This is a genomic window from Limimaricola cinnabarinus (assembly GCF_047631075.1).
GTDB classification, from domain to species: Bacteria; Pseudomonadota; Alphaproteobacteria; order Rhodobacterales; family Rhodobacteraceae; genus Limimaricola; species Limimaricola cinnabarinus.
Window position 1 is genome coordinate 88843 of sequence record NZ_JBLHYX010000013.1, and the last position, 23949, is coordinate 112791.

Here is a 23949-nt window from a genome sequence, read left to right on the forward strand (position 1 = left end):
CGGTGCGCGGCGGCAGCCGGTCGTTTGCGCTTACTCGGGGCGCGGAATGCCGAACTCTTCGGGAGAATTCTTGGCGATGCCCGCATCATGGACCAGCCAGCTGGTGACGGACTGCCACTTGTCGAGGAAGGCCTGCGCTTCGTCGCCGGAGATGTTCATCACCTCGAAGCCGCGGTCATCCATCAGCTGCTGGAAATCGGCGTTCTCGACGCCGGCCGCATAGGCCTCGCTGAGCTTGGCAACCACGTCATCGGGTGTGCCTTCCTTGACGAAGACGCCGAAGAACGGTCCCCAAGGCAGATAGGTCTCAAAAGCCGGGTAGGCTTCGGTGATCGGCGGCACGTCAGGCAGGGCTTCGTGGGCCTCGGTGTCGATCAGCGCCAGCGGCTTGATCCGGCCAGCTTTGATCGCCTCGATCGACGCGCCGAGCACGGCGGGCATCACGTCGATCGCGCCGCCCTGCAGCGCGGTGAGCGCGGGGCCATCGCCGTCATAAGGCACCGCCGTCACCGGCAGTTCGATCTCGGTTTGCAGCATCGCGGTGACCACAGAGGGCAGGCCGCCGGGACCGGTCGAGCCGAACTTAACCTCGTTCGGATTCTCCTGGATGTAGGCAACCATCTCTTCGAGCGTGTCAAAGGGCGCGTCGTTGTTGGCCACGAGGATCGGCAGACCACGCGCCAGCACGTTGATCGGCACGAAACTGGAGTAATCCGTATCGCCGAGTCCCATGACCTTGTAGAGCAGCGGGTTCTCCGCGCCCATCAGGAGGGTATAGCCATCGGCGTCCTGTGCCGAGGCGAACTTGACCGCGATGGCACCAACGCCACCGGTCATGTTCTGCATGATCACCTTACCGCCGAGCACCTCCTCAGCATGCGGCGTCACCGCGCGCATCACCGTGTCGGTAGAGCCGCCGGCCCCCCACTGGATGATGCCTTGAATTTCTTTTTCGGGGTATTCGGCCAACGCCGGCGCGGCGGTGGCGGCGAGCGCGGCAAGCGCTCCGATGAAGATCGACTTCATGATATCCTCCCTGGAGATGATGCTGCAGGCGGGCACTCCCCTGCCCGATCACAGCCAGACACTGCGCGCATCAGGCCGTAACGTCAAATGCCTATGATGCTCCATCATTAACCTGATGTTAATTGGCTTCGGGCCGACGCTGCCACTCTCGCAGGGTCACGGCGCGATTGAGTTCGTGCCGCAGATCATCGATCGCGCGCTCGGCAAAACCCGAAAGAACCCGGCCTTTCTTCCAGCAGGCATAGGCGGTGATCGCGCTCGGCTCATCGAGCGGCAGCCGGGTTAGCCCGGGCATGTAGACCTCGGCCACCGAGAACTCGTCGATCAGAGCCACCCCCAGCCCATGGCGCACGAGGCTGATGACGGTCTGGGCGAAGCGGCCGCGCATGGCATGGGTCAGTGTCAGACCCGCATTGGTAAAGGGTTGCATCAGGATCGCGCCGTAGGGGTCGTCGGGATCGATGCCGATCACTTCCTCGCGTACGAGATCATGCACAGAAACGCTGGACCTCTGCGCCAGTGGGTGATCGTCAGGCACCACTGCGACGAGTTGGCCAGTGGCAATCGCTTCGTTCTCAATCGCAGGGTTCTCGACGGGGTAGCTCATCATTACGAACTCACCGCGTTCGAGGAGCAGATAGTCGAGCGTTTCCTCGATCTTGAGGATGTTGAGATCGATGTAGAGATCGGGCCATCGTTTGCGTATTCGTCGGATGGCGCGCGCGGCAACGAACTGCGCAATGGAAGGCGCCGAGGCGAAGGACAGCCGCGCGTCCTCGCCCCGCTGCAACGAGGCTATGGCAAGGCTTAGATTTTCGACGTTCTTATAGACACGCCCGATCTGGTCAAAAATCGCGCTGGCTTCGACCGATGGGACGAACAAGCCGCCTTTGCGCTCAAAAAGCCGTAGGCCCAGCGACTCCTCGGTATGTTTCACTAATCGGCTGATGCCCGGTGCCGATACGCCAAGCAGGGTCGCAGCGCCATTGATTGTCCCGGTCAACATTACCGCGCGCACCACCTCCACCTGGCGCAGCGTCAGATCTCGCATCGCAAGTCCTTTCGGTCCCCCGCATCGGCATAGCCGAATTCCAGACGCTTCCACACGTCAAAATCTAAACAAGCGGAGTAAGACCAAATCATTGTCGATAGCACACTAAGTGAGAGGCTGTGTTGGGTCGGACTAAATCCATCCTTGAACACGACAGTGATACGCGAGCCCTTGCCCTATGGCTCTCCTGCATAAAAGGTCCCGCCGAGGTCAGTCGCGAGTCGGCACCCCAGCCGACGGGTCACGCCCGTCCCGCGGAACCGGATGGTGCAAGAGAGGTCCATGCTCGACATTCTCCCAATAACTGGCGTGATCTTCGTGTTGATCGGCCTCGGATACCTCTCGGTGCGGATAGGCGCTCTCGCCCCGGCCGACATGGGGGCGCTGGGAAAGTTCGTGCTGGGCTTCGCGCTGCCCGCGCTGATCTTTCAAGCTGTCTCGTCTCGCCCTCTCTCTGAGATCGCCAATCCGGGCTATCTTGCCGCCGTGCTCGGCGGGTCGTTGTTCGTCTTCGTTGCCGGGTATTGGTGGGTGCGGCGCAGTGGTCAGTCTGCGCAGGCGAGCACTTTCCAAGCGATGGGCATGTCCTGTGCCAACAGCGGCTTCATCGGCTATCCGGTCCTGCTCATGGCCCTACCATCCGTGGCCTCGACGGCGCTCGCCATGAACATGATCATCGAAAACCTGGTCATGATTCCGCTCGTGTTGATCATGGCCGAGCGGTCGCGCGCGGCCACTGTCTCGGGCCGCCGGCTGGCGCTGCTCATCGGTGGACGGCTGCTGCGCAATCCGATTGTCCTCGCGCTGGTACTTGGCCTCGGGGTGTCGAGCCTCGACCTGACCCCGCCGGTCCTCGTCGATCGCCCTGTCGAGATCTTGGCGAACGCCAGCGCGGCCCTGTCGCTGGCAGTGATCGGCGGCACCCTCGCCACCCTACCGCTGAACGCGTTGAACGCCTCCGTGCTCCCTGTCGTCATGGGAAAACTGCTGTTGCACCCCGTCGCCGTCGGCGCCGGGCTCGTCGCGATGTCTGCCGCCGGGCTGGGGGTGGGCAACGCACGGCTGCAAGCTGCCGCCATCATCTTGGCGGCCATGCCTGCCATGGGGATTTATCCCATTCTCGCACAGCGCTTCGGACAGGAGCGGAACGCTGCATTGGCGATGTTCGCCATGACCGCCCTGTCCTTCGTGACCATTAGCGCGGCCTTGCATTTGGTGCTGCCCTGAAGGGCGTCGCACATCAGTCGCCTGCTGGGCTATGGTCGAGGTCGCCAATCTCGGTTCAAGCCTGCTGATCGGCATCTACACTTCCTCGCCTACGCAGCACGTTCGGCAGAGAAATACATTGTGTGATCAATCCTGGGAGCGTGCTGCCAGCCTATAGCAAAGGGGCGGCTCCACGCTGACGGAGCCGCCCCTGAAGACCACCGACGGTCGCGAACCCGGTCAGGGCGCTTGGTGCGCCGCTCTGCGCGGCGCTGCAGCAAGGTCGAACAGCCCGTAGCCCATGACGACCAGAAATGCCGCCGCCGGCACCACGTAGGAGAAGGCCGCACCTGCGGCGTCGATCACTGCGCCTTGCACCAGTGGCAGCAGCGCGCCGCCGAGGATCGCCATCACAAGGCCAGCCGAGCCAAACTTGGTATCCTCGCCCAGCCCCTCAAGCGCGATGCCGTAGATGGTCGGGAACATCAGCGACAGGCAGGCCGAGATCATCACCACGGCCCAGAGTCCAGAAAGTCCCGGCACCAGCGCGGCATAAAGCGCGAGCCCTGCCCCGGCCAGTGCCAGCCCCGCCAGAAGCAGTGCCGGACGAATGAAGCCCATCACCCAGACCATCGCAAAGCGCGAGATGAGAAACACCAGAAGGCTCGCCTGCAGGTACCATCCAGCCCCGGCCTCGTCGGTGCCGATCGCGTCGACCGCGTATTGCAGCGTGAAGGTCCAGACGCAGGTCTGCGCCGCCACGTTGAAGAACTGCGCCACCACGCCGAAGCTGTAATGGCGGTTCCGCAGAAGCCTTTTCAGCGTCGCGCCGAAATGCACTTCGTGACCTGCTTCGAGTTCGTGCTCGCTCGATGTGGGCATGCGGCTCAGCGCGATCGCAATCCAGATCGCCACCAGCACGACGGCAAATCCGACATAGGGAATCATCACCGCCTGCAGCTCCTGCGCGCGCAGAGCGCGCAGTGCTTGCGCCCCCATCATGGCGCGCTCCTCGGCACCGGCGGTGTTCAGGTTGGGCAGGATCAGCGCCGCCGAAAGGAACACCCCAATATTGGTACCGACCGGGTTGAATGCCTGGGCGAGATTGAGCCGGCGCGTAGCGTTACCTTCGGGTCCCATGGCGATGACGAAGGGGTTCGCCGACGTCTCCAGGATCGACAGCCCGCCCGCCAGAAGGAACAGCGCCGCCAGGAAGAAGCCATAGGTCATGGCAATGCTGGCCGGGTAGAACAGGAAGGCGCCCGCGATGGCACAGCCCAGCCCCACCAGGATCCCGGTCTTGTAGGAGTAGCGGCGATTGATGAAGGCTGCGGGCAGTGCCAAGCAGAAATAGGCACCGTAATAAGCGAACTGCACAAAGGAGGACTGCAGTGCGCTCATCGAGAAGATCTTGGAGAAGACCTGTACCAGCGGGTCGGTCATGTTGGCCGCGATGCCCCAGGCGGCAAAGCAGGTAACGATGAGCAAGAATGGCAGTTTCATGCCCTCATGCAGAAATCGTGTCGGCTGGTTCATGCGTTCTCCCTTTCGAGCCTCCAAGCCCCCATGACCGCCGATGCGGGGCTGGGTGCGCGGCGCCTTTTGGAAGCATCAGCCGTCCTATGCCAGTGCGCGCAGAGAGGCCTCCCGCACTTCAGGCAGAATATTTCTCGCGGAGTGACAAATTAGGGATGACATTCTGCCTGCGCTGCCTCCGGCGGCCTGTGTCGACGGTCGCAGGCAAGCCTCGGCGGCGGAACGGATCGCACCGATTCATGACAAAAGGCATGTCCGGCCAACGGAACCGGTGCCGGGCCGCACGCGGCCTGACAGCGCCGCCCGCGAGCGACGCAGAACGATGTCCTGCGAAAGCGGCGGAGCTATCGCCCCCCGCCAAGCGCTTCAGCGTTTCCCCGAAGATCCGATCCTATAAGGGTAGAGCGTCTCGGGTGCCGACACCTCGTTCAGGGCCTGCATCTCGCCGTCGCTCAGCGTCAACGCCACCGCGCGCAGGTTGTCCTCGAACTGCTCCATCGTGCGGGCTCCGAGGATCACGGATGCGACCGACGGGCGCTTCAGCAGCCATGCGAGGGCGACCTGCGGCACGCTGGCGCCTTGCGCTGCGGCGATCCGTTCCACTTCGGCGACGATGGCCCAGTTGCGCTCGGTGGCACGGCGCTCCCAGCTTTCCTCGTAACCGGCATCGGCCTCGGCCACACGGCCCTCGCTGCGAGGAGTTCGGTCGGCCGACGTGTACTTGCCGCTCAGGAAACCGCCTCCGAGCGGGCCCCACGGCACCAGCCCGAGGCCTTCGCTTTCCAGAAGGTCCGGGAACTCATGCTCTATGTCGCGCAGCACGAGGCTGTACTGGTACTGGGCCGCCACCAGCGGCAGGAATCCGCGACGTTCGGCGATGCCCTGTGCCTTCATTACCTGCCACGCCTTGAAGTTCGACACGCCTATGTAGCGGATCTTGCCACCGCTCACGAGATCGTCGAAGGCGCGCAGCGTCTCCTCGAGGGGGGTCAGCGGGTCCCAGCCATGCATGTAGAGGATGTCGATCCGGTCGGTGTCTAGCCGGCGCAGGCTGGCCTCGACCGAGGCCATGACGTGATGCCGCGACAGGCCGACCTCGTTGATCCCCTCGCCCATTGGCCAGCGCAGCTTGGAGGCGATGACCAGCTCCTCGCGCCGGCCCTTCGCGGCCCGACCCACGATCTCCTCGGAGCGGCCGCCCGCATAGACATTGGCGACGTCGATATGGTTGCCGCCTGCCTCGATAAAAGCATCGACCATGGCACGGGCCGTCGCCTCGTCGGTGCCCCGACCGCCGGTCTCGCCGAACAGCATGGTCCCAAGCGCCAGTTCGGACACCATCAGCCCGGAACGGCCCAATCTGCGGTACTGCATCGAGTTACTCCTCGTCATGTTATTAAGGTGATCGCCGCGCGGCATACATCGCACGCGGCCGTGGCAGCCTGAGCCTGTTTCAGCCAGCATGCTCGATGAAAAGGCGCCCGTCGCCAGCGACCTTCAGCGGCACCGGGTCCATCACATAGCCGCCGAAAGCATCCTTGCCACCATCGGCGAAGCCCATGATGACCCAGCCGTTTTCCGTTTCCAGCACGCGCGCCGCGTAGCGGCGGCACGGCAGGTCGCCGTCGAGAAAGCCCGGTGCCACAGTCCATGGCCCACGCGGGCTCTCTGCGATGAGGTAGTGGTTGCCGGTGACCGGCGGTACACCCGCCTTCGTCTTGCGCTCTTCAGACCAGTGGATGTCGGCAGTACAGAACAGGCAGTACCAGCGCCCGTCGACCTCGAAGACTTGCGGCACTTCAAGCTGGCCATAATCGCCCACGAAGACCGGCGGTTGCAGCGTCCATTCGTGCAGGTCAGGCGAAGTCGCAAAGCCGATCGCGCCGCCGGCATTGGCCTCGGCTATGCCCGGTGCGCGGGCCGTGAAATACATCAGCCAGCCATCGCCGTCGGAGTCCTTCATCACGTAGGGGTCGCGCATCGCCCGGTCGGGCCAGAAGCCCACCTGCATCTCGGCCTCGTAGTGGATTGCGTTCGGCCCCTCCAGATCGAGGCACAGCCCGGAGCCGACGCGCTCCCACGAATGCATATCGGTCGAGGTGGCGTGGCCGATACGCTGGTAGAGACCCTTCTCGGCCGAGCCGCCGCCGGTGTAGAACAGGTGCCAGACCCCATCCGCCCCCTGGACCACCGAGCCAGTCCATGTGGTGGTGTCGTCCCAGGCCGGCGTCGGCGCGGGCTTCAGGCAGGTGCCCTTGTGCTCCCAGTTGATGAGGTCGTCCGAAACGGCATGGCCTTGGGAGACGTTGAAATGCCGCAGGTCCGGATCGCCGAGCGACTTGTCGGCCTGAAGGAAATAACCGTGCCAGCGCTCCCCGTCATGGGCATACCAGCTGTCCCAGATCCATTTGTCATCGAGCGAAAGCGGCATGTCGTGTCCTTGTTGAAGTCGTAGACTGGCCCGTCAGGACCGTGGTCGCGCGTTGATACAAAGACGCGCGAGCTTGAGTTCAGAACCAGCTTGGGTTCGACGGAGATCAGGCTGGCTTCATTGCATTAGCGGTAGTAGAGCGAGCGGCCATCGCGAAAGATCTGCACCTTTTCGGGTGCAACGGTCATGTGGACATGGCGCCCGCGCAGATCGCCGTGAATACCGGGCAGCTTGGCGATCACCGGATCGGCGCCGCCTGCCTTTTGGAAATAGAGGATGGTAACCTCGCCCAGCGACTCGGTGAAGTCGACCTTTCCCTCGAACAGGTAGTCGCCGCCCGCCTCCACTTCGGTCATGTCCTCGGGGCGCACGCCGACATTTACCGAGGCGCCCATATCCGCCTCGGTAGAGGGTGCGTTCGACACCGCGACGCCACCGCCGTCAAGTTTCACGGTGGTCTGCGCTCCGGTGCCGGTGATTCGGCCCGGCAGCAGGTTCATCGCCGGGCTGCCGATGAACTGCGCCACGAACTCGTTCTCGGGCCGCTCGTAAAGCTCGAGCGGGGTGCCGACCTGGGCGATGCCCTTGTTGGCCAGCACCACGATCCGGGTCGCGAGTGTCATCGCTTCGACCTGATCATGCGTGACGTAGATCATGGTGCTGTCTGGCATCGACTCCTTGAGCTGGGCGATCTCGATCCGGGTGGCGACGCGCAGCGCCGCGTCGAGGTTCGAGAGCGGCTCGTCGAAGAGATAGACCTTAGGGTCGCGCACGATCGAGCGGCCGATCGCCACCCGCTGCCGCTGACCACCCGAGAGCGCCTTAGGCAGGCGGTCGAGATAAGGTTCGAGCTGCAGGATGCGGGCGGCGTTGGAGATCGCAGCCTCGATTTCCTCCTTCGACTTCTTCGCGAGCTTCAGGGCGAAGGCCATATTGTCGCGCACCGTCATGTGCGGGTAGAGCGCATAGGACTGGAACACCATGGCGATGCCGCGCTGCGCAGGCGGCACGTCGTTGACGACCTGACCATCGATCTCGAGCGTGCCGCTGGAGATTTCCTCGAGCCCGGCGATCATCCGCAGAAGCGTGGACTTGCCGCAGCCCGAGGGCCCGACGAAGACCACCAGCTCGCCCTTGCCGATCTCGAGATCAATGTTCTTCAGGACCTCGACCGACCCGCCGTAGGTCTTGGCCACGTCCCTGAGTTTGAGTTCGGCCATGTCTGGTCTCCTTATTTCACGGAGCCGGCCAACAGGCCGCGCACGAGATAGCGTTGCAGGGAGAAGAACACCGCGAGCGGCACCGCGATCGAAACGAAGGCTGCCGTCGCGAGGATGCCCCAGTCCCCGCCGCGCGAGCCCAAGAGATCGTCGGCGATCTTCACGGTCATCACCTTGGCCTCGTCCGATGACGGCAGGAAGACCTTGGCGATCAGCAGGTCGTTCCAGGTCCAGAGAAACTGGAAGATCGCGAAGGCCGCGAGTGCCGGGAAAGAAAGCGGCAGGATGATCTTTATGAAGATCTGAAAATCCGTGGCCCCGTCGACCTTGGCACTCTCGATGATATCGCGTGGCAGGCCGATCATGTAGTTGCGCAAGAGATAGACCGCGAGCGGTTGCCCGAAGGCTGCATGCGCGAGCCAAATGCCGAGAAAGCTCTGGCCGATGCCGACCGCGTTATGCAGTTGCAGCATCGGCACCAGCGCAAGTTGCAACGGTACCACCAGAAGTCCCACGATCATCGCGATCATGAAACCACGACCGCGAAAGTCCATCCAGGCCAGCGCGTAGGCCGCGAAGGCCGCCATCAGGATCGGGATGATCGTCGCGGGGATCGTCACCGTCAGCGTGTTGATGAAGGCGCGGTCCATGTTGTCCGAGGTCAGCACCGTCTCGTAATTGGCGAAGGTGAACTCGGGCGGCGTCGCGGCAATGAAATAGACGCGCGCGCCGCGTCCCTTGGGCTCGGTGGCCGAGGTGTAGCGGTAACTGCCGTCGCTCTGCATGGTGAGGGTTTCGCCCTTGCCGATCTCGGCGGTGGTGCCGGCCTCGTATTCGCCTGGCGCCCGGCCGCTGTCGCCGAAGGCAGTGACGCGGCCGCTTCCGTCCGGGAAGCTGCCCGAGACCTCTTCGTCGGTGAAGATGCTGGCCTCGACAACCCAGAGATCGCCGTCCCGGGTGACGGCCACCGTGTCGACCCGGCCGCGATAGGCCTGTTCGACCGAGGAAAACGACTTCCACCAGCCGCTTTCGGAGATCTGGTCGCGGTCGCGGAATGACGAGACCAGAAGCCCGATGGTTGGCACAAGCCAGATGATGACGAGAGCCGCGACGGTGATGTGCGTGGCCCAGACGAGGCCCGATTTCCTGCCTGCGATATGCGTGCTCATGATCCCTCCCTCAGCGCAGTTCTTTGCGCGCCTGCGCGATGTTGGAGATCATGACCGGCGTGACGATGAGCATGATCAGGATGGCGACCGCGGTGGCCCGCCCGTCGTCGCGGAACATGAACTGCATCATGTAGCTGGGCAGGATCTGCGTGTCGAAGTTGCCCCCCGTCATCGCGTAGACGATGTCGAAGACCTTCAGGGTGAGAATGGTGATCGTGGTCCAGACCACGGTGATCGTGCCGGTGATCTGCGGCACCTGGATCTTCATGAAGATCTGGAACGGGTTGGCCCCGTCGAGGATCGCGGCCTCGATCGTCTCCTCGGGAATGCCGCGCAGCGCGGCCGAGAGGATCACCATGGCGAAACCGGTTTGCACCCAGATCAGGATCACCATCAGGAAGATGTTGTTCCAGAACGGCAGCTGCAGCACGTCGATCGGCGCAAGTCCCGCCCAGTCGCGCAGCGCGTTGATCAGGCCGATGTCCTCGTCGATGGCGTAGACGAACTTCCAGATCAGCGAGGCGCCGACGAAGCTGATCGCCATCGGCATGAAGATGATCGACTTGGCGATGTTGCCCCATGCGATCTTGTCAGTGAGCTGGGCGATGATCAGCCCGAGGATGGTCGAGGCGGCAGGCACCACCAGCGCCCAGAGCACATTGTTCATGAAAGCCGTGCGGAACTCGCCCGATCCGATCAACGAGGTGTAGTTGCCAAGCCCGATGAACTCGTCGCCCGAACGGTTGTAGAGCGAGCGGATGAACGACCCTACCACCGGATAGAGCAGATAGAGCCCGAGCGCGAAGGCCGTCGGAAACAGGAACAGCCAGGGTCGGATGCGGCTGGCGCGGTTGATGTTGCGCGAGGCGTGCGGCCCCTTGGCCGGGAAGAGCACCCGGTCAAGAAACTGGTTCGAGAGATAGAAATAGGCGAAGCAACCGCCGACCCCGACCACAATGGTCATGAGGCCCTGAAGCGCCGGGTTCATGGGCGAGCCTTTCCGTCACATGGATGCGGCGGACCTTGCCGCGAGGGACCGCCGCCGCGGGGCGGGAGGGCCCCGCGACGGCGGCGGTCACCGGGGCCGGACGCGACCCCGGTGCGCGATCACTGGATCGCGTTCCAGCGCTCTTCGATCTTGTCGGCGACGCTCTGGGCTTCGGCGCCGGTGGTGTAATCCACCATGCCGGTCCAGAAAGCGTTGGTGCCGATCTCGCCGGGCATCAGATCCGAGCCGTCGAAGCGGAAGCTGGTGGCCGAGGTCAGGATCTCGCCAAGCGCGCGCTGCGTGTCGGTGGTGTAGATGTCGAGGTTGGCGCCGGCATGCGGGGTCAGGAACTGGCCCTGGCTCATCATGATCTCATGCGCAAAGGGCGTCTCGAGGAACTCGATGAAGCCGCGCGCGACCTCCGAGTCCTTTGTCATGGTGGTCAGGCCACCCGAGCCCAGCACCGGCCGGCCGAGATCGGCATTGGCCTCGAAGGGCGGAAAATAGAAGAACTCCGCATCCTCGCCCACGACCACGTCCTCGGGAAAGAAGATCGGGATGAAGCTGGCTTGCTTGTGCATGTAGCACTCGGGCGGGAACTCGAAGAGACCGTCGGGCGCGTCGCGGAAATCTGTGGTGGCGACAGCCTCGGGTCCAGCCGGCGTGTAATCGGGGGTCCGCGCGTAGTGGCCGTATTCCTCGATCGCCGCGACAATGCGCTCGTCGTTGAACGGTATCTCGTGGTTGACCCACTGGTCGTAGACGTCGACCGGCACGGTGCGAAGCATCATGTCCTCGACCCAATCGGTCGCGGGCCAGCCGGTGGCCGCGCCAGAGCCAAGCCCGATGCACCACGGCGTGCCGCCATCCTCGACGATCTGGTCGCTGAGCGCCTTCAGCTCTTCCTGGGTTTCGGGGATCTCATAACCCGATTCCTCGAACTGTTCGGGCGAATACCATACGAGACTTTTGACGTCGGTGCCGAAGAACAGGCCGTAGATGTTCTTATCGCCCTCAGCGCCATCGAAGGTCGCCAGATCGGCCCAGGAGGACCCGGCGGCATAGTTCTCAGTGACCCAATCGGCGACCTCCTGGTCGAGCGGCTGGAGCACGCCCTGCTTGGCAAGGTCCTTGGCAAGGCCGGGCTGCGGGAAGTTGGCGATGTCGGGCAGGCCGCCGGCTTGTGCCGCAATGACAATGTCCTGCTCGAAGCTCTCGGAGCCCGAATATTCGACGCTGGCCCCGGTGGCTTCGGCGAAATAGGCGTAAAGATTGCGATAGCGCTCGGCATCGTTGCCGGTGTTGGCGCCGGCGATCTTCAGCGACTGGCCCGAATAGTCATGGCTGTCGGCGAAGGACTGATAGCTGTCCCAGTTGAAGGCACCCTCCCCGACCGGGTGGAGCAACTCTTGCGCCGAAAGCGGCGCGGCGGAAACGAGTGCGAGCAGGCTTGCGCCCGCGAAACGGCGGATCATGCGAATTTCCCTCCCAGAGACGTCGAGCCATGCGACCCGAAACGATTTGGACTTAAACGTTTCGGATGGCGCTCCGTCAACCCTGAATCTCTGAGGTGGACCCGCCAGCATTGAATTCGTGCGGAAGAATGCGATTTTCGATCGAGGCCTCACCATGCTCGATCCGGGCCTTCAGCGCATCGGCCAGCGCCACCCAAGCCGCAGCCAGCGGAGACCGGGTGCCGCCGAGAACCGGCACGAATCCCTCCGGCTCATAGCCTCTGAGCCCGTCGTCATGCGCAAGAACCGACAGATCTTGGGGGATGCGCAGCCCCATCGCGGCAGCGGCATCGTAGACACCCCGCGCTAGCATTACGTTGCCCGCCATGATCGCGGTCGGCCGATCTGGGCGGCGCAGGGCCGAACGCGTTGCCTCGCGGCCCTGCGTTTCGGTCATCGGCCCGTGCTCCGTCCGAACCGTATCCGCGCCAAGCCCTGCCCCGGCCAGTGCCCATGCGACCCCCTCGTCCCGAGCCTCCGCGAACAGCGCACCTTTCGGACCATTGAGGAACAGGACACGGCGATGCCCCAGATCCAGCAGGCGCGACAGCAGATCCGCGCCCACCGCCGCGTTGTCGATATCGACATGCGGGTGCGCTCCCGAACCGGGATTTCCGTGGACAACAAAGGGGATACCGGACTTAGCCAGCCCCTTGATCAGTGCTCCGCCACGCGCTGGCTGAATCACTACGAAGCCGTCGATGCCCCCCCCACGGATCAGCTCATCATGAGCCTCGCGCACATCCTCTCCGGGGGCCGCCACGTGCAGCACAAAGCGCATCCCCCGCCCCGAGATCTCGGTCGACAGCCCGGTGACGATCTCGAGCAGCACCGTGCTTTCCTCGACCGCCCAATCGCCCGGCACCACCATAGCGACGATGCCCGAGCGGCCGGTCTTGAGACCCCTCGCTAGCGCGTTGGGCCGATAGCCGAGCCGTTCCGATGCCTCGACGATCCGCTGACGGGTTTCTTCCTTTACATCCGGGTAGCCCGCAAGCGCGCGGCTGACCTGGGTGATCGATACGCCGACTTCGCGGCTGACATCCTTGAGCGTGACCATGGATCTTCCTCCACCGCCCGCGAGGCTATTGCAAGCGCGGGCGGTTACGTCATAGCTATGCGACTCGAAACGATTTGGAAAGCATGGGAGAGACGGTATGGCCGATGATTGGTGGCGCAAGGCGGTCGTGTACCAGATCTACCCGCGGTCCTTTCAGGACAGCACAGGCAATGGCTCAGGCGATCTCAGGGGCATCAGCCGGCGGCTCGGTCATGTTGCCGATCTCGGCGTCGATGCGGTCTGGCTGTCACCGATCTATCCGTCGCCCATGCGCGACATGGGCTACGACGTCTCGAATCACCGCGACATCGACCCGATGTTCGGAAATCTCAAAGATTTCGATGCGCTGATCGCAGAGGCCCACCGACTCGGGCTCAGGGTGATTCTCGACCAGGTGCTGTCGCACACGGCGATCGACCACCCGTTCTTTGCCGAGAGCCGTCAAAGCCGTGGCAACCCGAAGTCCGACTGGTTCGTCTGGGCCGACGGCAAGCCGGATGGCACGCCACCCAACAACTGGCAGGCGATCTTCGGTGGCCCGGCGTGGGAATGGGAGCCGAAGCGGCGGCAGTATTACTTCCACAATTTTCTGACCGAACAACCGGACCTGAACTTCCACAACCCGGAGGTCCGGGTTTGGGCCGCCGACACGCTGCGCTTCTGGATGAATCGCGGCGTTGACGGCTTCCGCCTCGACACCGCGAATTTCTACGTCCACGACGCCGAGCTACGGGACAACCCGCTCGATGAGCGTGCGATGGCGAGACCAACGCTGCGGACCTACGACATGCAGTTCCCCGAGTTCTCCAAAAACCGGCCCGAGGCGCTCGAGGTAATGGCCGAGCTGCGCGCCGCAGTCGAACCCATGGGTGGGGTACTGATCGGCGAGATCGGTGAGAGCCACCATCCTATCGAGCGCTTGGCCGACTACACCGCGCCGGGACGGCTGCACATGGGCTATCACCCCGAGATGATGGGCGCGACCTTCACCGCGGCGCATTTCCGCGACCAGATCGAGCGCTACTACGCGTTAAATCCCGACGGCGTGCCTTCATGGGCCTTCTCCAACCACGACGTGCCGCGCCATGTCACCCGCTGGGCCTCACACGCCACCGACCCGGAGAGCTTCGCCAAGCTCTGCGCCGCCCTGCTGTTGTCGCTGCCGGGGTCTGTCTGCCTCTATCAGGGCGAGGAGCTGGGTCTGCCGGTGCCGCCGCTTTCCTTTGACGAGCTGGTCGATCCCGAGGGGCTACGCTTCTGGCCCGAAAACCCGGGCCGCGACGGCGCGCGCACGCCCATGCCGTGGGAGGCCGAAGCCTCGCAGGCCGGCTTCTCGACCGCCCCGAAAACGTGGCTGCCGGTCAAGCCCGTACACCGGGATCTTGCCGTGGACCGGCAGGCAGATGCGCCGGACTCGGTGCTGTCGTTCTACCGGATACTCTTGGCATGGCGACAAACTCTTCCGGCCATCGGCGGTATGCAAGTCGAGTTTCTCGATCTGGACGAGCCTCTGCTCGGTTTCCGAACGGGCGGCTTGCTCTGTCTTTTCAACCTGGGATGCGGCGAGGTCACGGTGACCATCCCTGATGCGCTAAAGGCGGACCACGTCCAATATGCCGTGACCAAAGAGGGCCGCTGTCACCTTGGCCCGAACGGGTTCCTTCTGGCTCGGCTCATTACGTAGCGCGGCTCAGGCCAAGCTCGATGACAAGGCTTTGTCATCGAGCCTGCCATTGAAGCTGGGGGTAAACTGATGGTGAGGGGATTATCAGATCATGGCCTGAGAAGCCGTCCTTCCTGCAGCGCGCGGCGAACGGCTGTTTCTCGCCCATTCGGCCTTGAGTACGCGCGCTTAGATCAGACATTTTACCTATCGCAAATGCTGCGGAACGGCCTTCACAAAGCGGTCTCTAATACCTTGCCGCATCAGGTCGCGTCATCCCCATAGACCCCACAAACGACCGGTTCGCCGGATCACGCGCATATGGAAAACGAGGGTTTGCCGGACTTCAACTGCAACTCCCACCCTTACGCCTCGAGCGGCAGTGACCGCTTTCGCGGTCCTTACCGTCCACAGATATTGTCACGCCGCAAGGTCGAGAGTTGGCCAGCCGCGACTCTTGGCAGCCTCGGCGAGACCCACATTCGAACCGACTGCAACCGGATGGCCCACGCATTCGAGCATGGGGATATCCGATACATCGTCGCCGAAGGCCCAGCACTCCGCCGCCGTCAGATCCTGTTCTGACAAGAAAGTCGCTATAGCCACGGCCTTTCCTGCTCCGATTGTCTGCGGCGCGTCAATTTCTCCGCTGTAGAAGCCGCCGGGGCCGATCAGCATCTTGGTAGCGAGAATATGGCGCACACCCAGATGACGGGCGAGCGGCTCCAGCGCTTCCTCGAAGGAGCCTGAAACGAAGACGGGGGTAATTCCCTGGCGCGCCATGTCGCGCAGTTGCGCGACGGCAGGCGCATGGAACAATTCATCTTCGATCACACCCCGCCCCCAAGATTCACCCGCGTCGGCGAGCTTCAGGGGATCGGCGCCGGCAAGGAAACGGTAGTAGTCGCGGTTCAGTTCTTCTCGCGGCGTGCCAACGGCATGGGCCGCCGCGAAATGCGCTTCAAACTGCGACAAAAGAGCGGGGTCGCGTAGCCAATCCTCGCACCAGTAGCGAAAAAAGGAAAACATGCTTTTTGTCCGGACAAGCGTGTCGTCCACATCGAAAAAGGCATATCTCATCACACGGTTTCCTCTTCTTCGTAGGCCTTGCGGCGACTCTTGGCAGGAAAATCTGAAGCACTTCCCACCACTCCGGCATCGGCCCAGCGGGACGGGGAAATCTCGCTCAGATAAATACTGATCTTGTCGAGCGGGATACCGGTTACCCGATGCATGGTGGCAGTCATCTCGGTCAAAAGTTCTTCGGCTTTCTCCTGGTCCTTCATCTCGAAGGTGGCAATTTGAACGACGGGCATGGTGATTTCTCCTGTTGTCAGGCGTAGGTCTGGAAGTCTTGGAAGGACGGCGCGCGCAACTTCAGTTGCGCGTGGATGTCCCCGCCCAAACCGTAGCGGCCGATCGCGCCGCCATGGCTGAGTTGGTAGCTCATCCACAGCACGACGACGTTGATGACGCGGTTCGCGCCGGGTGTTCCAGGCTCGGGGAATGGGTTTGGTAAACGTGCGTGGAAGCGTGCGTCACCCTCTTGATCGGTGACGAGGACGTTCGGGATCCCCAAAGGCCCGGGTCTGGTTGGGCCCTCTGGATTCAGATCATGCTCCCTCAGTGTCATGATCGTATAGAGCGAGCAGGGCAGTAGTCCCGAGAGCTCGAAGTCGAAATCCGCAGCCTGACCGCCGAGCGCTGAAGCTACCGTTAGCCGACCTTCAGCTCTCGCCCAGTCCTTCAAACGAACGGGGCTGCCGAGTTGTCGACCATGCTCGGGACGGGCGTCCGGAATCGGCGTTTCATGAAAAGCGTAGCTCGGCCGTTGTTCCTCGTTCGCGCCGGGATACTGCGCAGGCGCGAAGACCATCGGATAATTGGTACAGGGCAGCGGCAGAGGCAGGGTGTGAAGCACCTTTTCGCCCATTGCCGCTGGCATTTCGGCGCCAAACTCTTTGACAATGGTATATGGCGCACGTTTTCCAAAGGAGGGCACAGGGCTGTCCGCCCTTACAATGGCGCGGCCCCATTCTGTCGTGACCGTCCCGTCGTCCGCATCCCGGTTCAGCGCACCGATTACGATGAAGTTGCCGTCTTCGTCCATTACCTCGCTCGGGGGATAGAGTGGGCCTTGGGTCGTCAGGCTGAGGTCATAGCTGATCTGCATGGTGCGCCTCTCCAATCGCTGTCATGGGCGGCCGGGGGAACTGGGGTCAGGCGGGGGTCGCGTGGGACATGTCCAGGACGGCGGCGGTGGCCTGCATGGCCATGGATGCCTCCTTCGCAGCGATCACCTCGTCGGGATAGGCAGTGAAGGCAAAAGTCGTGCGGGTGCGCACCTCGCCGCCCTGCACCAAGTCGACTTCCACCTCGAACCGCTGGCGGCGTTCGTTGATGTCCTTCGACACGATCCGGTAATCCATATGAGCAGGCAGGGGAAAAACGAAGCCCAGGAAGGCCGAACTCATCCCGTTGATGACGAAATAGGATTTGTGGTTCGCACCTTTGAGGAAGAATTCCTCGGTAACGGCGAGAAAGGCTTGGCGGGCAGCTTCGACAAGAACCATGCCTTGCACATGCTGGCCGGTCTGGTGATCGCCCATCAACTCGCAGCTCTCGTCAATGCACAGATCCAGCCGGAACGTGTCTTCGCCCACGGCTTCGGGCGGACCGATCAGGGTATTGCAGGGTTGGTGCTTGTGAGACAGATCCGCCGTGGCGCGAGCGCGTGTGTCCTTCAGCGTGGCAATATCCCAACGTGCCGCGTGACCGTCCGATGCTTCGATCAGGGCCACGATCTCGGCCCGCTCCGCATCCGAGATGCCTTGGCCCATGACCAGCCGGGCGCGGTCGGGCAGAAGATGGCCCGGCAGGACGAGAAGCGCCCTGAGCTGGCTCAGGGTCAATGTCCGCGCGTTGACAGTGAAATCGGCGAACTTGTCGGCGACGACGATGTAATGTTCCATGTCCGTATCTCCTGATAGGCCCGGGTTACGCGGCCAGCGTGGCAGGGCTTTGATAGATCTTGGTGTAAAGACCCTCGGTCCCGCCGGTGATGTACGTGTCGCCCGCCTGGCGCACGATCTCGGCATAGGCGTCCGAGGTGAAAGCGGCGGCGTAGTCTTCGGGCGCGGCGGAGAAGCCCGCGACGAACATCACGCCGGGCTGACCGCTGATCACCGAATGATAGGCGAGGAAGATCTCGGCGGCATCGTGGCCGCGCACCACTTCGAAGATCGTCTCGTTACGCCACGCGCGGTAGGCGGCCATTTGCTCGGGTTTCACCTCTACGTGGCGCAGTTGCACGTAAGGGGTGTCAGGCAAGGGCGTTGCACAGGATTTGGGGGCCTCGACGAAGCTCAGAAGTTCGCGACGCACGTCGCCTACGAGGTGGTCGGCCAGACGTCCGGCTTCGGGACCGAACGTCCGGTTGAGATCATCCAGCGTCGCGTTGTCGGTCATCGCGCGCAGTTCCAGCACTTCGTCGCCTTCCATCGAGGCGAAGACGCGGGTGGTATCCGTATCGCCCAAGGCGTTCGCAAGGGTTTGGGCCATTCCCGGCTTTACGGGGAATCGGGAGGTCAGAATGAAGCGGGCTGGCATTGTGGTCTCCTTCGGTTTTGCTGCACGGCAGCATGCCGCGCACCGTTACCCTAGGCAGAACGATCACCGCAGGGCTCTACTGAAAGGAGGGAAGATGTTTTCCAAAAACGGAAAAGCTGTAGCGGATTACCGCCCGCTCAGTCGATCCTTGTGAGCCTGCGCGAGGTCGCGCAGAAAATCGGCCACCACCTTCACGCGAGGTGTCGAGGCTAGGTCGGATTGAGTGACCAGATAGATGGATTGGTCAATTCCCAGATCGCCGTGGATGCAAACCAACTCCGTGTCGCGGGCAAGGAGATGGGGCAGGACGGCCAGTCCCAGGCCCGCCTTGCAAGCCGCCAGTTGTGTGGCGAGCGACGTGGTGGTCACGACGGGCGGACGACCTTGCAGGACGCGTTCGATCCATTGGGCCGCGGGCAGATGGGATTGCGCCTCGCACCATCCGATTAGCGGGTCGGCATCGAACGGCCCCGCATCGGGCGCGGTCCCGTGAGCGGTTGCCAGTTCGGCGGTGCCGTAAAGCCCATAACCCAGCATTCCCAATCGTTGGAGGGTTACATTCCCCCGCTCGGGTTTGACCATCCTCAACGCGATGTCGGCATCCCGGCGGTGTAGATTCACCGTGGCAATATCGGTGACGATCTCGACCGTCAGGGCCGGGTGGGCGGCTCTCAGTCGGCCCAACTCGGGGAGGATCAGAGTCGTGGCAAGATTCTCGGCGGTGGCCAACCGTACTGTCCCTGCGATCTCCAGCCGATCCTTCGCGCCCTTGCGCAAGGCCAGCGCGGCCACCTCCATCGCCTCGGCGCTCGGCACCAGTTCCGCGCCGTCCTCAGTCAGACGGTAGCCCGATTGTTGGCGCACGAACAAAGGTACGCCCAAGGCGTCTTCCAGCCGGTCGATTCGGCGCGACAGTGTGGCCAGCCCCACGCCCAACTGGTTCGATGCGGCGCTGAGAGTTCCCGTGCGCATCACGGCGAGGAACGCTCTCGTATCGTCCCAAACCAATCTCTTGTCCGGCCCTTTTCCGATTTTGAAAACCCTTTCGCCACTCTTCGGGGAAGCCACGGCGCGTCCGCAGTGACAAGATAATGCTGCATACGCAAAATGCGCCTGACAAGAAAAACCTTCAGAGGACACCATGCAAAAACGTACTCTCGCCCGCGAATTCCAAGTCTCGGCGATCGGCCTTGGCTGCATGGGGATGAGCGAATTCTATGGTCCTCGCGACGACGAAGTGGCGATGCAGGTCTTGCACGAGGCGACCGATCTGGGAGTCGATTTCTTCGACACCGCTGACATGTACGGTCCTCATCACAATGAACGCCTGCTGGGCGATTTCCTTAAGCAGACCAGCGCGCCAGTAAAAATCGCAACCAAGTTCGGCATCGTCAGGAACCCTGGCGAGTACAAGCGCAGCGTCGACAACTCACCCGCCTATGCCCGCAAGGCCTGCGAAGCGTCGCTGAAGCGCCTCGGGATTGATCAGATTGACCTCTACTACGTTCACCGCATCGAACAGGAGCGCGACATCGAGGAAACTATGGGTGGCCTTTCCAAGCTCGTGGCCGAAGGCAAGATCGCACATGTTGGTCTATGCGAGGTAAGCGCCAAGACGTTGCGCCGTGCTCACAAGGTCCACCCTGTAACGGCGGTCCAGACGGAGTACTCGCTCTGGTCGCGGCACGTCGAGGCTGAAATTCTGCCCGCTTGTCGAGAACTTGGCATTGGCTTCGTTCCTTATTCACCGCTCGGGCGCGGTTTCCTGACAGGCACATTCCAAGGGGAGGCTGAGTTCGAAGAGGGGGATTTCCGTGCGAACCTTCCGCGGTTCCAAGAGCAGGCGCTCGGCGCCAACCGTCGGATCGCCGACGAAGTCGCACGCATGGCGACTGAGAAGGGGTGCAGCCCCGCGCAACTCTCGCTCGCGTGGATCTTAACGAAGGGGCAAGACATCGTTCCAATCCCCGGAACAAAGCGGCTCGAGTACCTACACGACAATGTAGGCGCGGTAGAGGTAAACCTGACAGTTGATGACGTTGCGAAGCTGGAGATTGCTGTCGAAGCGCTGCCCGTCGCGGGAGCGCGCTACACGCCCGAAGGCATGAAGGGGGTGGACGCATGACCGGCGCGCCCGACAGACTGCCGAAAGCGCTGGAGATCCTTGAGCGCCTGGAGGCCGGCGCGCCCGAGAAGGTCACGAAGAATCTCGATGCGTTCCATCCCGACGCCGCCGAGTTGATCCTGGGCTATTCCTTCGCCGATATCGTCGGACGGGACGGCATCGACCTGAAAACACGCGAGATGCTGACAGTCGCCATGCTGGCCGCGATGGGGACGGCGCAAGGCCAACTCGAATTTCACGTCCGCGCCGCGATGAACGCAGGCGTGAGCCGCGAGGAGATCGTCGAAATCGTGCTTCAGGTTTCGGTCTATGCGGGCGTTCCGGCCTGCATGAACGCGATCACTGCTGCGAAAAAGGCTTTCGAGACAGTGGAGGCCGGCTGAAGCCGCTCCTCCGGATCATCCTGAACCCGAAAGGATCGAAACATGACTCAACACGTCACCTCGACGTGGCAGCAGTGGCTCGCCGTCACCGCTCTCGGTGTCGGCAGCTTTGCCATCGTCACGACTGAGCTCGCCCCTGTAGGACTTCTCACGCCTATCGGGACAGACTTGGACAAATCCGAGGCCACCGTTGGCCTCATCGTCACGCTCTATGCATGGATCGGTGCGGCGGCGGCGCTCATCTCGGCCACGACCCTGAGCGCATTGCCCCGCCGCCCGCTTCTCATCAGCCTGATGCTGCTGTTGGCAGCCTCTACCGCAGCTTCTGGCCTCTCATCGAGCTTCGAAATTCTTATGGGCGCCCGTGTTGCCGGGGCGATTGCTCACGGAGCCTTCTGGGCGATGATCGGAACCCTGGGAGCACAGATCGTTCCGCCCAAACACGTGGGCCTCGCCACATCCATCATCTTCGGAGGTGTCTCGACAGCGAGCGTCGCGGGCGTTCCACTCGCGAGCTATTTGGGATCGCTGGCGGGATGGCAGACAGCCTTCTTCGCCATAGCCCTCCTCTCGCTCGCTGTGGCACTTGCGATCCGGACTACCGTACCATCTCTGCCCGGCCAGAAAGGGGTCGATCTCAGTACATTGCGGCGCATTGCCTCGAATAGCCGGTTCCAGAGGATCTTCGCCGTCACGATCCTGTCGATCACAGCGCATTTCATGGCCTTCACCTTCATCGAACCCTACCTGCGAGGTGTTCTTGAGGTAGCGCCTGCCATGATCGCCGTTCTACTCTTCGTATTCGGGGCGGCGGGCCTGCTCGCCAATGTCCTGTGCGGTGCGCTTATCGACACATATCTAAAGACCCTGGTGCTGGGTGCGCTGATCGTTTCGGCCCTGTCTCTCGCGGGCCTTGCATCGCCGATCTCTGCAACCATGCCATTGCTTGCCGGTCTCTTTTTGTTCTCATGGGGCGGAGCGGTCGCGGTGGTTCTTGTGGGTCTTCAGACATGGATCCTCAAAGAAGCCGGAACCGACGCGCTGCCCGCCTCGGCTATTTACGTGGCCTTGTTCAACGCTGCTATCGGCCTCGGCGCGGTTCTGGGATCAGCCGTCCTCGCGCTGTTGGGTCTCGTCGCACTCTTCGTCGTCGCGAGCTTGATGACGGCCGTCTGCCTGGTTGGACTTGCGGCACTCCAGGAACCGGAGCCGCAATCGGTTCCGACGCAGTAGGTTGACCTCTGGAGATTTGCGCGGAGGGCCGGGTATCTGGTACCCGGCCCTCCGCGCAATCTGGCTGTTTGGACCCGGTGGTCTGGCCGGAGTGCAGGAGAGCGGCATATGCGGTCAGGCATGGATGCTGTTCGTCCTTGCGCCTTGATTAGCCGCACCATTCCTGCCACCGAGCTGCGACCGCCATTCTCGCATAATGTGGTTTGAGCCCAATGTTTGCAGCCCGGTCGCACGAAGTGGGTCACGTCCGTCAAGCTGGTGTAAATTCCGGGATGGTCATTGCGGATCATCGGTCAGGCGGCCTGTGTTGATAGGCTGAGAAGCGGGTCGATCTGCGCCGCATCGATGAGCGCGAAGGCTTCGACCTGCATGTAGCGATGCTGGCTCTGCCAGTCGTCGTTCTGCTCGAAGAGCACTGCGCCGATCAGGCGGATGATGGACTCCTCGTTTGGGAAGATGCCGACGACATCGGCCCGCCGCTTCACCTCCTTGTTGAGACGCTCCAGTGGGTTGGTGCTGTGCAACTTCGTGCGGTGCTGGGCCGGAAAGGCCATGTAGGCAAGGACGTCGGCCTCGCTCTCGTCCATGAGCGCGCCGAGCTTCGGCCAGCGTGGTCGTAGCTGGTCGGCGACATGGCGCCAGACTTCGATGGCACTCTTCTGGTCGGGTTGGGTGAACGCCTGACGGATCGCGGCGGCGACTACGGTGTGCTGGCCCTTCGGCACGTGGGCGAGCGCGTTGCGCATCCAGTGAACGCGGCAGCGTTGCCAGGTCGCGTCGAATACCCGGGCGATCGCGGCCTTGAGGCCGGTGTGGGCGTCGGAGATGACCAACTTTACGCCGGCCAGGCCCCGGCTCTTCAGGCTCCGCAAGAAGTCAGTCCAGAAGGTCTCGGCTTCCGAGGGGCCGATGCTGAGACCGATGATCTCCCGGCGTCCATCCGTGTTCACGGCCATAGCGATTATGGCCGCGACCGAGATGATACGCCCGCCCTGACGCACCTTCAGATAGGTGGCGTCGAGCCACAGGTAGGGCCAGTCACCAGCCAGGGGGCGATCCAGGAAATCGTGGACGCGCTCATCGATGTCTTTGCAGAGTTTCGACACCGTGCTCTTGGAAATCCCCGACAACCCCATCGCCTGCACCAGATCATCGACCTTCCGGGTCGAGACCCCGCCGATCCACGCTTCTTGGATCACCGCCACCAGCGCCTTCTCCGAGGTGCGGCGTGGCTCGAGGAAGCCGGGGAAGTAGGAGCCCTGCCGCAGCTTGGGCACCCGCAGGTTCAAGGCACCGAGCCGGGTCTTCAGCTCGCGATCACGGTAACCGTTGCGATAGGTCTGGCGGCCGTCGCCACGCTCGTAGCGGCCCGCGCCGATCAGACCCTCGACATCGTGCTCCATCAGCGTCTGGAGCACCGCCTCGGTCACAGCGCGGAGAAAGTCACCTTCATCGTGCTTTTGCAGCAGCTCGATCAGGGGCATGTTCGTGTCGGTCATCGGGGGCTCCCTCGGTCCGTGGTTGAAGTCCGCAAACTCCACCATAACCGACGTCCTCGATGGTCACCCCGGTTACACCGTCAGCGCAGCGTGAAAGTCCACCACGTGACGGGACACTTCTGTGGTTGCCGCCCGTGATGCAAATAGTTTTTGACCCTTTTGGCATGTGATCGAGTGCGGTCTTCTGTCAGGCCTCGTTGTGCGGCATTCCAGAAGCCGCGGGCCGATATGGTGAT

The 23949-nt window shown here is 62.7% G+C and carries 22 protein-coding genes; 5 read left to right on the forward strand and 17 right to left on the reverse strand.

The features are described from left to right. Positions 1-30 precede the first annotated feature (30 nt). Both ACJASC_RS11985 and ACJASC_RS11990 read right to left on the reverse strand, forming a co-directional pair. The gene (locus ACJASC_RS11985; protein WP_415146252.1) at positions 31-1026 is read right to left on the reverse strand and encodes a tripartite tricarboxylate transporter substrate binding protein; all 996 of its coding nucleotides are present in this window, start codon (positions 1024-1026) and stop codon (positions 31-33) included. 118 nt (positions 1027-1144) lie between these two features. Further along, positions 1145-2077 carry a LysR family transcriptional regulator gene (locus ACJASC_RS11990; protein ID WP_415146253.1) on the reverse strand — a complete coding sequence of 311 codons (933 nt, stop codon included), beginning with the start codon at positions 2075-2077 and terminating at the stop codon, positions 1145-1147. 282 nt (positions 2078-2359) lie between these two features. Here ACJASC_RS11990 and ACJASC_RS11995 point away from each other — a divergent pair, with 282 nt between their 5' ends. Next, a complete protein-coding gene (locus ACJASC_RS11995; protein ID WP_415146254.1) occupies positions 2360-3304 on the forward strand; it encodes an AEC family transporter in 945 nt (314 codons plus the stop codon). Between the two features lie 219 nt (positions 3305-3523). Here ACJASC_RS11995 and fucP read toward each other — a convergent pair whose 3' ends face one another. From fucP to ACJASC_RS12035, 8 genes are all read right to left on the reverse strand, one after another. Then, positions 3524-4786, reverse strand: a complete 1263-nt coding sequence (gene fucP, locus ACJASC_RS12000; protein ID WP_415146255.1) for an L-fucose:H+ symporter permease — start codon at positions 4784-4786, stop codon at positions 3524-3526. A 399-nt stretch (positions 4787-5185) separates the two neighbouring features. After that, positions 5186-6193 (reverse strand): aldo/keto reductase, encoded by a 1008-nt coding sequence (locus tag ACJASC_RS12005; protein ID WP_415146256.1) that lies wholly within the window; start codon positions 6191-6193, stop codon positions 5186-5188. A 79-nt stretch (positions 6194-6272) separates the two neighbouring features. Further along, positions 6273-7250, reverse strand: coding sequence for a glycoside hydrolase family protein (locus ACJASC_RS12010; RefSeq protein WP_415146257.1), 978 nt, complete (start codon positions 7248-7250; stop codon positions 6273-6275). Positions 7251-7375: 125 nt separating this feature from the next. Next, positions 7376-8470, reverse strand: coding sequence for an ABC transporter ATP-binding protein (locus ACJASC_RS12015; protein WP_415146258.1), 1095 nt, complete (start codon positions 8468-8470; stop codon positions 7376-7378). 11 nt (positions 8471-8481) lie between these two features. Continuing rightward, positions 8482-9639: a carbohydrate ABC transporter permease gene (locus ACJASC_RS12020; RefSeq protein WP_415146259.1), complete on the reverse strand. Its 1158-nt coding sequence runs from the start codon at positions 9637-9639 to the stop codon at positions 8482-8484. 10 nt (positions 9640-9649) lie between these two features. After that, positions 9650-10627, reverse strand: a complete 978-nt coding sequence (locus tag ACJASC_RS12025) for a carbohydrate ABC transporter permease (protein ID WP_415146260.1) — start codon at positions 10625-10627, stop codon at positions 9650-9652. Positions 10628-10746: 119 nt separating this feature from the next. Then, positions 10747-12102: an ABC transporter substrate-binding protein gene (locus ACJASC_RS12030; RefSeq protein ID WP_021695623.1), complete on the reverse strand. Its 1356-nt coding sequence runs from the start codon at positions 12100-12102 to the stop codon at positions 10747-10749. A 76-nt stretch (positions 12103-12178) separates the two neighbouring features. Next, positions 12179-13201, reverse strand: a complete 1023-nt coding sequence (locus ACJASC_RS12035; RefSeq protein ID WP_415146261.1) for a substrate-binding domain-containing protein — start codon at positions 13199-13201, stop codon at positions 12179-12181. A gap of 97 nt (positions 13202-13298) precedes the next feature. Between ACJASC_RS12035 and ACJASC_RS12040 the strand changes: the two genes are divergently transcribed. After that, positions 13299-14885 carry an alpha-amylase family glycosyl hydrolase gene (locus ACJASC_RS12040; RefSeq protein ID WP_415146262.1) on the forward strand — a complete coding sequence of 529 codons (1587 nt, stop codon included), beginning with the start codon at positions 13299-13301 and terminating at the stop codon, positions 14883-14885. 399 nt (positions 14886-15284) lie between these two features. Here the strand turns inward: ACJASC_RS12040 and ACJASC_RS12045 are convergent, their stop codons facing one another. The 6 genes from ACJASC_RS12045 to ACJASC_RS12070 all read right to left on the reverse strand — a co-directional run bounded on the left by ACJASC_RS12045 (position 15285) and on the right by ACJASC_RS12070 (position 19541). After that, positions 15285-15944 (reverse strand): HAD family hydrolase, encoded by a 660-nt coding sequence (locus ACJASC_RS12045; protein WP_415146263.1) that lies wholly within the window; start codon positions 15942-15944, stop codon positions 15285-15287. Further along, entirely contained in the window at positions 15944-16180 is a 237-nt protein-coding gene (locus tag ACJASC_RS12050) for a tautomerase family protein (RefSeq protein ID WP_415146264.1), read from the reverse strand. Before ACJASC_RS12050 ends, ACJASC_RS12045 begins: the two co-directional genes overlap by 1 nt. Before the next feature lie 17 nt (positions 16181-16197). Then, complete coding sequence (locus ACJASC_RS12055; RefSeq protein ID WP_415146265.1) at positions 16198-17037, reverse strand: hypothetical protein; 840 nt, start codon at positions 17035-17037, stop codon at positions 16198-16200. A 46-nt stretch (positions 17038-17083) separates the two neighbouring features. Then, positions 17084-17836, reverse strand: a complete 753-nt coding sequence (locus tag ACJASC_RS12060; protein ID WP_415146266.1) for an AfsA-related hotdog domain-containing protein — start codon at positions 17834-17836, stop codon at positions 17084-17086. 25 nt (positions 17837-17861) lie between these two features. Further along, entirely contained in the window at positions 17862-18425 is a 564-nt protein-coding gene (locus ACJASC_RS12065; RefSeq protein ID WP_415146267.1) for a hypothetical protein, read from the reverse strand. A gap of 174 nt (positions 18426-18599) precedes the next feature. After that, on the reverse strand, positions 18600-19541 hold the full coding sequence (locus ACJASC_RS12070) for a LysR family transcriptional regulator (protein WP_415146268.1): 942 nt from the start codon (positions 19539-19541) through the stop codon (positions 18600-18602). A 73-nt stretch (positions 19542-19614) separates the two neighbouring features. Between ACJASC_RS12070 and ACJASC_RS12075 the strand changes: the two genes are divergently transcribed. From ACJASC_RS12075 to ACJASC_RS12085, 3 genes are read left to right on the forward strand one after another with little or no spacing between them, the layout of a single operon-like run. After that, positions 19615-20598, forward strand: coding sequence for an aldo/keto reductase (locus tag ACJASC_RS12075; protein WP_415146269.1), 984 nt, complete (start codon positions 19615-19617; stop codon positions 20596-20598). Then, the gene (locus tag ACJASC_RS12080; RefSeq protein ID WP_415146270.1) at positions 20595-20981 is read left to right on the forward strand and encodes a carboxymuconolactone decarboxylase family protein; all 387 of its coding nucleotides are present in this window, start codon (positions 20595-20597) and stop codon (positions 20979-20981) included. Before ACJASC_RS12075 ends, ACJASC_RS12080 begins: the two co-directional genes overlap by 4 nt. A gap of 42 nt (positions 20982-21023) precedes the next feature. Beyond that, positions 21024-22214, forward strand: a complete 1191-nt coding sequence (locus ACJASC_RS12085) for an MFS transporter (protein WP_415146271.1) — start codon at positions 21024-21026, stop codon at positions 22212-22214. 293 nt (positions 22215-22507) lie between these two features. On the opposite strand, the gene ACJASC_RS12090 is transcribed toward ACJASC_RS12085, so the two are convergent. After that, positions 22508-23713: an IS256 family transposase gene (locus tag ACJASC_RS12090; protein WP_415146272.1), complete on the reverse strand. Its 1206-nt coding sequence runs from the start codon at positions 23711-23713 to the stop codon at positions 22508-22510. Between the last annotated feature and the right edge of the window lie 236 nt (positions 23714-23949).